We start from the raw sequence: 12,358 nt of genomic DNA, 5'->3' as shown, positions 1-12,358 counted from the left end.
AGAATTACTGGATCACGATGGTGTTAATGATGTTTTCAGCAGCCGTCTGCGCTTTCTGCTGATTTTCCGCCGGCAGAGTGATCTGCAGGGTCAGCAGTTTGTTATCAACCTTACCAAGCACCACGGAAGAGTAAGCGGTCTGGCCTTTTGCTGAAATGATGCTGTCCAGCTGTTGCAGCGTGTGGCCTTTCAGTTCGATAGATTTATTGGTCACGACCTGCAGCTGCGGATCGCGGCTGCGCTGCTGATCTTCCAGACGTTTGGTCATGACGGCCAGGTCTTCGCTGGTGTCGTCGCCCACAATCACAATGACGGCTTTCTGCCCGGTTGCATCGGAGTAAACGTGCATATTGTTCGCCTGGGTACCCAGCTTGCCGCTCTGGTCAGTCATATCTGCTGGCAGAGAGAAACTGAGTTTACCGTCCAGCAGACTCACCGGCTGACCGGTGGCGTTGCTCTCTGCAGACGCGCCCTGAGCAGGCGTTTTCGTGTCGCTATTATCACAGGCTGCAAGGCCCACAACCAGCAGGCCAATCCCGACATATTTAACCAGATTGCGCATTAACTTCTTCCTTTCGATAAACGGCCATAACGGCTGATTGGTTCATCTTATCACAACTGATAAAGCGAACCCTTAACCAGCCTGCAATGCTGTGATTTCAGATTTATCTGCGAGTCTTTTCAGCAGCATATTCAGCAGGACGCCGTACATCGGCAGGAAGAACACAATGCTGATAAGCACCTTGAAGCAGTAGTCCACAAGGGCGATTTCCATCCAGTGCTGGGCCATAAATGCATCCGGGCTACGCCAGAATGCGATAAAGAAGAAGGCCAGCGTGTCGCTGACGTTGCCGAACAGCGTGGACGCCGTGGGTGCCATCCACCAGCGATGATTTTGACGCAGGCGGTTAAACACGTGAACGTCGAGGATCTGCCCCAGCGCGTAGGCCATAAAGCTGGCGGAGGCGATACGGGCGACAAACAGGTTGAAGTGCGTTAACGCCTCGAACCCCTGCCAGCTTCCCATATAAAACAGGGAAGAGATCACGTACGAAATGAACAGCGCCGGCAGCATGACCGCGAAAATAATGCGGCGAGCCAGCGGTGCGCCGAAAATACGCACGGTCAAATCAGTGGCGAGAAAAATAAACGGGAAACTGAACGCGCCCCACGTGGTATGAAAACCAAAGATGGAGATCGGGAGTTGCACCAGATAGTTGCTGGAGGTAATCACCAGCAAATGAAAAAGCGAAAGCCAGAACAACGCTTTAACGCGCTGCGAATCAGAAAACTGCATCATGTTGTAACCTTTTTATACGTTGGGGTGAGGGAACCCAATAAAAACCGCAGCATGATACTGCTTTGGCCGGACATTGCAATGGTTAGTTTTTACGCAATCGTTAACCTGGTTGCATTGCCGACGATGGGGCGTAAACTACAGCCGTTTTTACCTGACCGAGAAGAACATGACCGATCTGTTTTCCAGCCCAGACCACACCCTTGATGCTCAGGGCCTTCGCTGCCCGGAGCCGGTAATGATGGTACGTAAAACCGTGCGCAACATGCAGACCGGTGAGACGCTGCTGATCATCGCCGACGACCCCGCCACCACCCGCGACATTCCCGGTTTTTGTACCTTTATGGAACATGAGCTGGTGGCACAGCAGACCGAAACGCTGCCGTACCGGTATGTGATCCGCAAGGGGTAAATGCGGCCTGATGGCCTCACCCCGACCCTCTCCCACAAGGAGAGGGAGAAAACCTTTCTAAACCATCGTTTCAAAATTTCACGCTTTTGTGAGGCGCTTCACCCCCGCTTTTCCGGCCGTAGTCTAGTTTTTAAGCGTACAAAAATAAAACACTGTTTTAACGCTTATCTCACTACCCTGGAGTTGACCCGATGAAAACGACCCTCAAGCCGTTACTGGCCGCCCTGTGCCTCTCCGCTTTTACCTGCTCCGTCGCTGCGCAAACCATCAAAGCCGCCGATGTGCACCCTGAAGGCTACCCGAACGTGGTGGCGGTTCAGCAAATGGGTGAAAAACTCAAACAACAAACCGACGGCAAGCTGGAGATTAAGGTCTTCCCCGGCGGCGTGCTGGGGGATGAAAAACAGATGATTGAGCAGGCGCAGATGGGGGCGATCGATATGATCCGCGTCTCGATGGCGCCGGTGGCGGCCATCCTGCCCGATATCGAAGTCTTCACGCTGCCCTACGTTTTCCGCGATGAAGACCACATGCACAAAGTGATCGACGGGGATATCGGCAAGCAAATTGGCGATAAGCTAACTGCCAACCCGAAATCACGACTGGTGTTCCTCGGCTGGATGGACTCCGGCACCCGCAACCTGATCACCAAAGATCCGATTGTTAAACCCGACGATCTGAAAGGGAAGAAAATCCGCGTACAGGGCAGTCCGGTGGCGCTGGCGACGCTGAAAGATATGGGCGCTAACGCGGTGGCAATGGGGGTAAGCGAAGTTTACAGCGGAATGCAAACCGGCGTGATTGACGGCGCGGAGAATAATCCACCGACCTATGTCGCGCATAACTATATGCCAGTCGCCAAAAACTACACCCTCAGCGGCCACTTTATCACCCCGGAAATGCTGCTCTACTCAAAAGTGAAGTGGGACAAACTCAGCGCCGACGAGCAGAAAAAGATCCTGACCCTGGCCCGTGAAGCCCAGTTTGAACAACGTAAGTTGTGGGAAGCCTATAACGCCCAGGCGCTGGAAAAAATGAAGGCTGGCGGGGTGCAGTTCCACGAGATCGACAAAACGGTATTTATCAAAGCCACAGAGCCGGTGCGCGCCCAGTATGGCGAAAAGCATCAGGATCTGATGAAAGCCATCGCTGACGTCAAGTAACCGGAGTACGTATGTCCGAACTCTATCTGAAGTGGATGGACCGTCTCTACCTGCTGGCGATGGCCGTGGCGGGCATTTCGCTGCTGGTGATGACGATTGTGATCCCCATCGGCATTTTTTCGCGCTATGTGCTTAACCGCGGTGAATCCTGGCCGGAGCCGGTTGCCATCATCTGCATGGTGACCTTCACCTTTATCGGCGCGGCGGTCAGCTACCGTGCCGGTTCGCACATTGCGGTGAATATGCTCACCGACCGGCTGCCCGGGCCGTTAAAATCCGTCTGCGCACGGGCCGTTGATCTGCTGATGCTGCTGATTGCTGGCCTGATGTTCTGGTACAGCTACTGGCTGTGCGTCGAACTCTGGGAGCAACCGGTCGCCGAATTTCCGGTCATGACCTCCGGCGAGAGCTATCTGCCGCTGCCGGTGGGCTCTGCCGTTCTGATCCTGTTTGTGATTGAGCGCCTGCTGTTTGGCTCGCAGGAAAACCGTCCCGTCGTGCTGATCGGCAACCACAGTTAAGGGGTGAACAATGGATGCATTTGTTTTGTTATTCACCCTCGCCATTTTGCTGGCGCTGGGGATGCCGGTGGCCTTTGCCGTCGGGCTAAGCGCCGTCGCGGGCGCATTGTGGATAGATTTACCCCTCGAGGCGCTGATGATTCAGATAACCAGCGGGGTGAATAAATTCACGCTGCTGGCGATCCCCTTCTTTATTCTCGCGGGTGCGATTATGGCGGAAGGGGGGATTGCCCGACGGCTGGTCAATTTCGCCTACGTGTTTGTTGGCTTTATTCGCGGTGGGCTGTCGCTGGTGAATATTGTGGCCTCCACGTTCTTCGGCGCGATTTCCGGCTCGTCGGTGGCGGATACGGCCTCCATTGGCAGCGTAATGATCCCGGAGATGGAGAAGAAGGGCTATCCGCGCGATTATGCGGCGGCGGTGACCGCCAGCGGATCGGTACAGGCGATTTTGATCCCGCCCAGCCACAACTCGGTAATTTATTCCCTCGCGGCAGGCGGAACGGTCTCTATCGCGACGCTGTTTATCGCGGGGGTGCTGCCAGGGCTGCTGCTCGGCGTAAGCCTGATGGCAATGTGTCTGGGCTTTGCCCGCAAACGTGGCTACCCGAAAGGGGAAAAAATTCCCTTTAAGCAGGCGCTGAAAATCACGCTGGACGCGCTGTGGGGGCTGATGACTGTAGTGATTATTCTCGGCGGGATACTGTCCGGGATATTTACCGCAACGGAATCCGCTGCTGTGGCCTGTCTGTGGGCGTTCTTTGTCACCATGTTTATCTACCGGGACTACAAGTGGAACGAGCTGCCGAAGCTGATGTGCAGGACGGTGAAAACCGTCACCATCGTGATGATACTGATTGGCTTTGCGGCGGCGTTTGGCGCGGTGATGACCTACATGCAGCTCCCGAGCCGTATCACCGAGTTCTTCACCTCGCTCTCCGATAACAAGTACGTGATCCTGATGTATCTCAACATCATGCTGCTGCTGATCGGCACGTTAATGGACATGGCACCGATCATCCTGATCCTGACGCCTGTGCTGTTGCCGGTGACCAATTCGCTGGGCATCGATCCGGTGCATTTTGGGATGATCATGATGGTGAACCTGGGGATCGGGCTGATTACGCCGCCGGTCGGTTCGGTGCTGTTTGTGGCGAGCGCGGTAAGTAAACAGAAAATCGAGCATGTGGTGCGCGCGATGCTGCCGTTTTACGGCATGCTGCTGGTGGTGCTGGCGATGGTGACGTACATCCCAGCCATCTCGCTGTGGCTGCCGCGCGTGTTAGGGATGCAGTAACGCCGTTTTCCGCCCTCTCCCGGTGGGAGAGGGCATCTTGTGTTATTGTCGACGTAATAAGCGGAGCGCGTTCGCCGTCACCAGTACCGTTGCGCCGGTATCCGCCAGCACCGCCAGCCACAGGCCGGTTATACCGAGCAGCGTGGTGACCAGGAAAATCCCCTTCAGGCCCAGCGCAATCCCGATGTTCTGACGGATATTGGCCCGCGTGGCGCGCGCCAGAGCAATCATCTGCGCCAGCCCGGTCAGGCGGTTGTGGGTGAGCGCCGCGTCGGCGGTTTCCAGCGCCACGTCGGTGCCGCTGCCCATTGCAATGCCAATGGTGGCGGCTTTCATCGCCGGGGCATCGTTGATGCCGTCACCCACCATTGCCAGCGGTGCATGGTTGCTCAGTTCCGTTACGGCGCGCACTTTATCCGCAGGCAATAACCCGGCTTTAAACGCCAGCCCCAGCTCACCGGCAATCGCTGCCGCGGCTCGCGGGTTATCCCCGGTGAGGATCACCCCCTGCACGCCCAGTTGATGCAGCGCGGCGACGGCGTCTTTTGCATCGTCACGCAGGGTGTCACGCAGTGCCAGCATCCCTATCGCCACGCCGTTTTGCACCACCATCACCACGGTTTGCCCGGCCTGTTCCAGCGCCTGGACTGGCTGGCTCAGCCCGGCCGCCGGAAACGTATTCGCGGCAACGATCAGGACGTTATTCCCTTCAACGTCGGCTTCAATCCCGGACCCGACCAGCGCCCGCTGTGCGGTGGCGGCAGGGATGTCCAGCCCACGCGACTGCGCTTCGCGGACTATTGCCTGTGCCAGCGGGTGGGTGGAGCCTTGTTCGACGGCAGCGGCCAGGGTGAGCAGCGTGTTTTCACTGACCTCCTGAGGATAAATGCCCGTGACCTGCGGTTTACCCACCGTCAGCGTACCGGTTTTATCGAAGGCGATATGTTGCACCTGGCTCAGCTGCTCCAGCGCCGCACCGCCTTTAATCAGCGCTCCACGACGCGCCGCGGCCGCCAGGCCGGAGGTAATGGCTGCCGGCGTGGAGATCACCAGCGCGCACGGGCAACCAATCAGCAGCAACGTCAGACCTTTATAAACCCAGCCTTCCCAGGCTGCGCCCAGGAACAGCGGTGGAATAATTGTCACCAGCAGGGCGACCAGCATGATGGCGGGGGTGTAGATCCGGCTGAAGCGATCGATAAAGCGCTCAACGGGTGCGCGACGCTCCTCGGCCTCTTCAATCAGCTTCAGGATACGGTCGATGGCGCTCTCACCCGGCCCGGAGAGGACCGTGAGTTGCACCAGACGATCGACGCTGGTGGCGCCTGCAGGCACTTTCTCGCCCGCTGAGCGTTCAACCGGAATCGACTCGCCGGTGAGGGCACTTTCATCGAAACTCGCCGTGGCGGTAAGCAGTTCACCGTCCGCAGGCAGACGCCCGCCGGCGGCGACCTCAATCACATCACCCGGGCGCAGCGTGTTAATAGCCACCGTCTGGCGTTCGCTGCCCGTCACCCGCGTTGCGGTTTCCGGTTTCAGCGCCATCAGCGCGCTGACCCCTTTCCGTGCCCGACTCGCCGCCCAGCCCTCAAGGCGCTCGCCAATTAAGAACAGCAGCAGCACCATGGCCGCTTCCGCCGTCGCGCCAATAAACAACGCGCCGATCGCCGCCACGCTCATCAGCGTTTCGATGGCGAACCAGCTTCCGCTTTTCATCAGCCGCACGGCCTGACGGGCAATCGGGAACAGTCCGACAAGCGTTGTGGCGATGAACGCCAGGTTACCGAACGGGTGGTTAAATTGCTCCAGACCCCAGCTCAGGGCCATCATGATGACAAGGGTGATAATGGGCAGGTTTTCTCGCAGGGCTGACGTCTTTTCGACAGGTGCGGTTTCGCTGCGCAGGCTGTAACCGGCCTTACTGACGGCGGCTTCAACCAGCGTGCTGATGTCATTATCGGCGCTGACCAGCAGCTTCTCGGTGGCGAAGAGCACCTGGACGTGGCTGACGCCGGGGACCTGTTTTACCGCGTTTTCGACTTTACGGGCGCAGGCCGCGCAGTCCATACCGTTGACCACCCAGCTGTAGCGGTTTGCGCTTTCCGGGAGCGGCAGCGTGTTTTGCGTTTCGCATGCGCCGTCGCAGCAGCAGTCGTCCTTCGCGGGAACGGGGCTGAGCTTAAGTGCCGAGAATTGTGGAACTTTTTTAGGTGTTTCTGGAGTCGACATGGCAGTCTCCGGTAATGATAATTTTCTCATTAACCGCAGCATACACTCTGGAGTCGACTCCAGAGTCAAGGCTTATTTAGATATACAGCGAACGCACAATCAGGAAGTGCCCGGCAAAGTAGCAGGCGGCGGCAATCGCGTTATCCGCACGGAAGCGGCGACGATAGTGGCTGCCCAGCCAGACGATATTCCCGAGTAACAGCAGCGTGGCACCAAAGAACGCGGACATTGCCGGTGCCGTCGGACGGAAGAACCACAGTTCACCCGCCAGCCATACCATCACCAGCGTCATGGCGATAAACGTGCAGACAGGCAAGCGCATCTCTTCCAGACGCGTCCAGATCACCGCGATCAGCAGCGCGCCAATGACCAGCAGCACCAGCGGCAGCGGCCAGAAGAAGGAGAGCGTCATCTGGCTGGCGAAGTAAATGGTATAAAGCAGATGCGACAGGAAAAATGCCCCAACGGCATACAGCAGGCGCTGTCGCGGCAGCAGGGTTAAGGCATCACCAATCAGGGACGCACACAGACCGGCAAGAACCAGATAGCTGACGGCGTTAAACATGGGCGCTTGCCAGGCAAGCAGCAGGAGTAACAACAGCGTGACGGGTTTAAACAACCATCGCTGCCAGGCAGGGCCGCGATAGGATGCATCGACGTAAAGCCATGCGGAAAAACAGACAGCGATAAATGACCAAAGCATATTAACTCCCTGTAACTGTTGAGTCTGAATAATCAGTTTCTTATTCAGTGTAGTGATGGGGGCAGGCGTTTGGCAATGCCGGGGAAGGCAAGGTATCCTGAATTCCGTATAATCTGATGGGATTTTTGAATGAGCAAGATGCCGCTTTTTTTCGTTATTGTGGTGGCGATTATCGTCATTGCCGCCTCCTTTCGTTTCGTGCAGCAGCGCCGTGAGAAGGCGGACAACGATGCCGCGCCGTTGATGCAAAAACGCGTGGTGGTAAGCAATAAACGCGAGAAAGCCCTCAATGACCGACGCTCGCGCCAGCAGCAGGTTACGCCGGCGGGAGCCACCATGCGCTATGAAGCGAGCTTTAAGCCGGAAACCGGCGGGCTGGAGATGACCTACCGTCTGGAGGCGCAGCAGTACCATCAACTGACGGTGGGAGAAAAAGGGATTCTGAGTTACAAAGGGTCGCGGTTTGAAGGGTTTACGCCAGATCGGTAATGTTCCCTCTCCCGCAGGGAGAGGGGTCAGCTGAGGCTTGAGGCGCCTTACTTCTTCGCCTGGGCCTTAAATTTCTTCATCCACACCAGCAGTTCAAATACGCCAAAAATAAACACGCGCAGCTGCTGCCAGCCGGTCATCTGCGGACCGTCTTTTGGCAGGCCGTTTTTCAGCATCACCATCTGCAGGGCGTGCATGAAGGTGGTAAAGATAAAGGCCACGTTCACAAAGATGTTCATCGGGCGCGGGAACGGGTGCACCAGATTGAGGAGCAGAAATGCCCAGACGCCCAGCATCAACAAACGTCCCACATTAATCAGTACTGGCATTGGATTCTCCTTGTGCCTGACGGTGATACAGACGATAAGCGACCTGACCTGCCACTTTTTCTCGGTGCAGATCCCAGTGTACCGGGACCGGCGGTAAACCATTTTCGACTTCGCTTTCGACGTAGATTAACGCGTCATCCGCCAGCCAGCCGTTGTTTTCCAGCAGGGATAACGTCTCCTCCAGCAGCCCCTTGCGGAACGGCGGGTCGACAAACACCACGTTGTGCGGCGTGCCCTTTTGCGCGAGGAAGCTCAGTGTGTTGGTATTCACTACTTTGGCGTTGGTCGCTTTCAGCGTTGCCAGATTTTGCTGCAACGTCTGCGCAACGCCGCGCTCCATTTCCAGCAGCGTGGCGCTGGCGGCATAGCGCGAAAGCGCCTCCAGACCCAGCGCGCCGCTGCCCGCGAAGCAGTCCAGGCAGTGGGCATCCACCATTGAGGGGGCCAGCCAGTTAAACAGCGTTTCGCGTACGCGGTCCGTGGTTGGGCGTAGTCCGGGGCTATCCGGCACCGGTAATTTCCGGCCTCGCCACTGGCCGCCGATAATACGAATTTGACCGGCTGGGGCGCGGTTGGTTTTCTTCATCTCTGGAAAGCTCTGTTAACAATTGGCCTGCGATTGCGGGCGGTGATGTCAATTAAGTAAAGTGTTAGACTATTTCATCATTTTTTTAGCTTCCATGTATATAGCGCCGCGAGGAGTGTAGTCGCAGATGGCAAAACAAAAAAAACGTGGCTTCTTTTCCTGGCTGGGCTTCGGTGAAAAAGAGCAAGAAACAGAGCAGAAAACCGAAGAACAACAAGCCGTTGAAGAGCAGTCTCAGCCTGAAACGCCGGTAGAAACTGCCGCCGTTGTCGACGCGGAAGAGCACGCGCACAGCAAAGAAGAGACCGAAGCCTTTGCTGAAGAGGTGGTGGAAGTTACCGAACAGGTTCAGGAAAGCGAGAAGCCAGAACCCGTTGTGGTAGAAGACGTTATCGATACGCCGCAGGCGATTATCGAGCATGAAACGTTGCCGCTGCCGGAAGAGGTGAAAGCCGAAGAGGTTTCAGCGCAGGAGTGGCAGGCCGAGGCAGAAACCGTCGAAATTGTTGAGGCGGTGGAAGAAGAAGCACAAGACGAGCCAGCGCTTACCGACGAAGAGCTGGAAGCCCAGGCGCTGGCGGCAGACGCGGCGGAAGAAGCGGTTATCGTCGTGCCGGTGGAAGCGCAACCAGAGCAGGGTGAAGAGGTTGCTCAGGAGCAGGAAAAACCCACCAAAGAAGGTTTCTTCGCCCGCCTGAAGCGTAGCCTGCTCAAAACCAAAGAAAACTTAGGTTCCGGATTTATCAGTCTGTTCCGCGGCAAGAAGATCGACGACGATCTCTTTGAAGAGCTGGAAGAGCAACTGCTGATCGCCGACGTTGGGGTGGAAACAACCCGTAAGATCATCGCCAGTCTGACCGAAGGGGCGAGCCGCAAGGCGCTGCGTGACGCCGAAGCGCTGTACGGTCTGCTGAAAGACGAGATGGGCGAAATCCTCGCAAAAGTTGACGAACCGCTTAATATTGAAGGCAAAACGCCATTTGTTATTCTGATGGTTGGCGTGAACGGTGTGGGGAAAACCACCACCATCGGCAAGCTGGCGCGACAGTTTGAGCAGCAGGGCAAATCGGTAATGCTGGCGGCAGGTGATACCTTCCGTGCGGCGGCGGTTGAGCAGCTGCAGGTCTGGGGCCAGCGTAACAACATCCCGGTGATTGCGCAGCATACCGGTGCGGATTCCGCCTCCGTTATCTTTGACGCTATTCAGGCGGCGAAGTCGCGTAACGTGGATGTGCTGATTGCCGATACCGCAGGGCGTTTGCAGAACAAAGCGCACCTGATGGAAGAGTTGAAGAAAATCGTCCGCGTCATGAAGAAGCTGGACGAAGAGGCACCGCATGAAATTATGCTGACCATTGATGCCAGCACCGGACAGAACGCCATCAGCCAGGCGAAGCTGTTCCATGAAGCGGTAGGGCTGACCGGGATCACGCTGACCAAACTGGACGGCACCGCGAAAGGCGGGGTGATCTTCTCCGTGGCCGATCAGTTCAATATTCCTATCCGTTACATCGGTGTGGGCGAGCGTATTGAGGATTTACGTCCGTTTAAAGCGGACGACTTTATTGAGGCACTATTTGCCCGAGAGGACTAACAATGATTCGCTTTGAACACGTCAGCAAGGCCTATCTCGGTGGGAGACAAGCGCTGCAGGGGGTGACATTCCACCTGCAGCCAGGCGAGATGGCATTCCTGACCGGCCATTCCGGCGCGGGGAAAAGTACCCTGCTCAAGCTTATCTGTGGGATCGAGCGGCCGAGCGCCGGGAAAATCTGGTTCAGCGGCCATGATATTAGCCGTCTGAAAAACCGTGAGGTGCCGTTCCTGCGTCGTCAGATTGGCATGATTTTCCAGGACCACCACCTGCTGATGGATCGCACCGTTTTCGATAACGTGGCCATTCCGCTGATTATTGCCGGTGCCAGCTATGATGATATCCGTCGTCGCGTCTCTGCGGCGCTGGATAAAGTCGGGCTGCTGGACAAAGCGAAGAACTTCCCGATCCAGCTGTCTGGCGGTGAACAGCAGCGTGTGGGGATTGCCCGTGCGGTGGTGAACAAACCTGCGGTACTGCTGGCGGATGAACCGACCGGTAACCTGGACGACGCCCTGTCAGAAGGGATTTTGCGTCTGTTTGAGGAATTTAACCGCGTTGGGGTGACGGTATTGATGGCGACGCACGACATCGGGCTGATTTCCCGTCGTTCGTACCGCATGCTGACCCTGAGCGACGGTCATTTGCACGGAGGCCTCGGTGAATAAGCGTGATGCAATAAACCAGATTCGGCAGTTCGGAAACCGGTTTGACCGCTTCCGTAAGCCGCAGGGCGGCGGTGACGGCAATCGTAATGCGCCAAAGCGTGCGAAAGCGGCGCCTAAGCCGAACTCCCGCAAAACCAACGTGTTCAACGAGCAGGTGCGTTATGCCTTCCACGGTGCGCTGCAGGACCTGAAAAGCAAACCGCTGGCGACGTTCCTGACGGTGATGGTGATTGCCATCTCCCTGACGCTGCCAAGCGTCTGCTACATGGTCTATAAAAACGTTAACCAGGCGGCGTCGCAGTACTATCCTTCTCCGCAGATCACGGTCTATCTGGATAAGGCGCTCGACGATAACGCGGCGGCGCAGGTTGTGGGGCAAATCCAGGCCGAACAGGGCGTAGAGAAAGTGAATTATCTCTCTCGTGAAGAAGCCCTGGGTGAGTTCCGTAACTGGTCAGGCTTTGGCGGTGCGCTGGACATGCTTGAAGAGAACCCCCTCCCGGCCGTGGCGGTGGTGATCCCGAAACTCGATTTCCAGGGGACCGATTCGCTCAACACCCTGCGTGACCGCATCACCCGTATCAACGGGATTGATGAAGTGCGCATGGATGACAGCTGGTTTGCGCGTCTTGCTGCGCTGACCGGGCTGGTAGGGCGCGTGGCGGCGATGATTGGTGTGCTGATGGTGGCGGCGGTCTTCCTCGTCATCGGTAACAGCGTGCGCCTGAGCATTTTCGCGCGTCGCGACACCATCAACGTGCAGAAACTGATTGGTGCGACGGATGGCTTCATCCTGCGTCCGTTCCTGTACGGCGGCGCATTGCTCGGTTTTTCCGGCGCATTTCTTTCACTGATATTGTCAGAAATTTTGGTGATGCGGCTGTCCTCTGCCGTAACCGAGGTGGCGCAGGTTTTCGGAACGAAGTTTGATATCAGCGGCTTAGGGTTCGATGAGTGCCTGTTACTGCTGCTGGTGTGCTCGATGATCGGCTGGGTGGCAGCATGGCTGGCAACCGTGCAACATTTACGTCACTTTACTCCCGACTAATAAAAGCGTGATATAATCTTTC

At 56.8% G+C, this 12,358-nt stretch carries 14 protein-coding genes; 8 read left to right on the top strand and 6 right to left on the bottom strand.

Going from position 1 to position 12,358, the window contains the following annotated elements; all coding sequences use genetic code 11:
- Window positions 1-4: 4 nt before the first annotated feature.
- Together AM379_RS06510 and AM379_RS06505 are read right to left on the bottom strand one after the other, a co-directional pair.
- Window positions 5-562 carry a DcrB family lipoprotein gene (locus tag AM379_RS06510; protein ID WP_014172025.1) on the bottom strand — a complete coding sequence of 186 codons (558 nt, stop codon included), beginning with the start codon at window positions 560-562 and terminating at the stop codon, window positions 5-7.
- Window positions 563-634: 72 nt separating this feature from the next.
- Entirely contained in the window at window positions 635-1,300 is a 666-nt protein-coding gene (locus AM379_RS06505; protein WP_020884536.1) for a 7-cyano-7-deazaguanine/7-aminomethyl-7-deazaguanine transporter, read from the bottom strand.
- 166 nt (window positions 1,301-1,466) lie between these two features.
- Between AM379_RS06505 and tusA the strand changes: the two genes are divergently transcribed.
- From tusA to AM379_RS06485, 4 genes are all read left to right on the top strand, one after another.
- The gene (gene tusA, locus AM379_RS06500) at window positions 1,467-1,709 is read left to right on the top strand and encodes a sulfurtransferase TusA (RefSeq protein WP_020884537.1); all 243 of its coding nucleotides are present in this window, start codon (window positions 1,467-1,469) and stop codon (window positions 1,707-1,709) included.
- A gap of 191 nt (window positions 1,710-1,900) precedes the next feature.
- Window positions 1,901-2,872: a TRAP transporter substrate-binding protein gene (locus AM379_RS06495; RefSeq protein WP_032679145.1), complete on the top strand. Its 972-nt coding sequence runs from the start codon at window positions 1,901-1,903 to the stop codon at window positions 2,870-2,872.
- 11 nt (window positions 2,873-2,883) lie between these two features.
- A complete protein-coding gene (locus AM379_RS06490) occupies window positions 2,884-3,393 on the top strand; it encodes a TRAP transporter small permease (protein WP_032679144.1) in 510 nt (169 codons plus the stop codon).
- A 10-nt stretch (window positions 3,394-3,403) separates the two neighbouring features.
- Window positions 3,404-4,690, top strand: a complete 1,287-nt coding sequence (locus AM379_RS06485; protein ID WP_014172020.1) for a TRAP transporter large permease — start codon at window positions 3,404-3,406, stop codon at window positions 4,688-4,690.
- Between the two features lie 42 nt (window positions 4,691-4,732).
- Here AM379_RS06485 and zntA read toward each other — a convergent pair whose 3' ends face one another.
- Both zntA and AM379_RS06475 read right to left on the bottom strand, forming a co-directional pair.
- Complete coding sequence (gene zntA, locus AM379_RS06480) at window positions 4,733-6,919, bottom strand: Zn(II)/Cd(II)/Pb(II) translocating P-type ATPase ZntA (protein ID WP_106503545.1); 2,187 nt, start codon at window positions 6,917-6,919, stop codon at window positions 4,733-4,735.
- A gap of 76 nt (window positions 6,920-6,995) precedes the next feature.
- Entirely contained in the window at window positions 6,996-7,622 is a 627-nt protein-coding gene (locus tag AM379_RS06475) for a lysoplasmalogenase (RefSeq protein WP_014172018.1), read from the bottom strand.
- 129 nt (window positions 7,623-7,751) lie between these two features.
- On the opposite strand from AM379_RS06475, the gene AM379_RS06470 reads away from it, so the two are divergent.
- Window positions 7,752-8,111, top strand: coding sequence for a DUF2500 domain-containing protein (locus tag AM379_RS06470; protein ID WP_032679142.1), 360 nt, complete (start codon window positions 7,752-7,754; stop codon window positions 8,109-8,111).
- Between the two features lie 47 nt (window positions 8,112-8,158).
- On the opposite strand, the gene AM379_RS06465 is transcribed toward AM379_RS06470, so the two are convergent.
- Together AM379_RS06465 and rsmD are read right to left on the bottom strand one after the other, a co-directional pair.
- Window positions 8,159-8,440, bottom strand: a complete 282-nt coding sequence (locus AM379_RS06465; RefSeq protein WP_014172016.1) for a DUF1145 family protein — start codon at window positions 8,438-8,440, stop codon at window positions 8,159-8,161.
- Window positions 8,424-9,026, bottom strand: a complete 603-nt coding sequence (gene rsmD, locus AM379_RS06460) for a 16S rRNA (guanine(966)-N(2))-methyltransferase (RefSeq protein WP_032679141.1) — start codon at window positions 9,024-9,026, stop codon at window positions 8,424-8,426. Before rsmD ends, AM379_RS06465 begins: the two co-directional genes overlap by 17 nt.
- A gap of 127 nt (window positions 9,027-9,153) precedes the next feature.
- Between rsmD and ftsY the strand changes: the two genes are divergently transcribed.
- From ftsY to ftsX, 3 genes are read left to right on the top strand one after another with little or no spacing between them, the layout of a single operon-like run.
- On the top strand, window positions 9,154-10,620 hold the full coding sequence (gene ftsY, locus AM379_RS06455) for a signal recognition particle-docking protein FtsY (RefSeq protein WP_044857784.1): 1,467 nt from the start codon (window positions 9,154-9,156) through the stop codon (window positions 10,618-10,620).
- Window positions 10,621-10,622: 2 nt separating this feature from the next.
- Window positions 10,623-11,288: a cell division ATP-binding protein FtsE gene (gene ftsE / locus AM379_RS06450; protein WP_014172013.1), complete on the top strand. Its 666-nt coding sequence runs from the start codon at window positions 10,623-10,625 to the stop codon at window positions 11,286-11,288.
- On the top strand, window positions 11,281-12,336 hold the full coding sequence (gene ftsX / locus AM379_RS06445) for a permease-like cell division protein FtsX (RefSeq protein ID WP_014172012.1): 1,056 nt from the start codon (window positions 11,281-11,283) through the stop codon (window positions 12,334-12,336). The genes ftsE and ftsX overlap by 8 nt, the downstream gene beginning before the upstream one ends.
- Window positions 12,337-12,358 lie beyond the last annotated feature (22 nt).

This window comes from Enterobacter cloacae complex sp. FDA-CDC-AR_0132 (genome assembly GCF_003010695.1).
GTDB classification, from domain to species: Bacteria; Pseudomonadota; Gammaproteobacteria; order Enterobacterales; family Enterobacteriaceae; genus Enterobacter; species Enterobacter ludwigii.
This window is presented reverse-complemented; position numbering and strand designations above follow the sequence as displayed.

Bases quoted from the DNA above. Each gene is read 5' to 3' on its own strand.
- AM379_RS06510 (WP_014172025.1), bottom strand. From the start codon at position 562: ATGCGCAATCTGGTTAAATATGTCGGGATTGGCCTGCTGGTTGTGGGC.
- AM379_RS06505 (WP_020884536.1), bottom strand. From the start codon at position 1,300: ATGATGCAGTTTTCTGATTCGCAGCGCGTTAAAGCGTTGTTCTGGCTT.
- tusA (WP_020884537.1), top strand. From the start codon at position 1,467: ATGACCGATCTGTTTTCCAGCCCAGACCACACCCTTGATGCTCAGGGC.
- AM379_RS06495 (WP_032679145.1), top strand. From the start codon at position 1,901: ATGAAAACGACCCTCAAGCCGTTACTGGCCGCCCTGTGCCTCTCCGCT.
- AM379_RS06490 (WP_032679144.1), top strand. From the start codon at position 2,884: ATGTCCGAACTCTATCTGAAGTGGATGGACCGTCTCTACCTGCTGGCG.
- AM379_RS06485 (WP_014172020.1), top strand. From the start codon at position 3,404: ATGGATGCATTTGTTTTGTTATTCACCCTCGCCATTTTGCTGGCGCTG.
- zntA (WP_106503545.1), bottom strand. From the start codon at position 6,919: ATGTCGACTCCAGAAACACCTAAAAAAGTTCCACAATTCTCGGCACTT.
- AM379_RS06475 (WP_014172018.1), bottom strand. From the start codon at position 7,622: ATGCTTTGGTCATTTATCGCTGTCTGTTTTTCCGCATGGCTTTACGTC.
- AM379_RS06470 (WP_032679142.1), top strand. From the start codon at position 7,752: ATGAGCAAGATGCCGCTTTTTTTCGTTATTGTGGTGGCGATTATCGTC.
- AM379_RS06465 (WP_014172016.1), bottom strand. From the start codon at position 8,440: ATGCCAGTACTGATTAATGTGGGACGTTTGTTGATGCTGGGCGTCTGG.
- rsmD (WP_032679141.1), bottom strand. From the start codon at position 9,026: ATGAAGAAAACCAACCGCGCCCCAGCCGGTCAAATTCGTATTATCGGC.
- ftsY (WP_044857784.1), top strand. From the start codon at position 9,154: ATGGCAAAACAAAAAAAACGTGGCTTCTTTTCCTGGCTGGGCTTCGGT.
- ftsE (WP_014172013.1), top strand. From the start codon at position 10,623: ATGATTCGCTTTGAACACGTCAGCAAGGCCTATCTCGGTGGGAGACAA.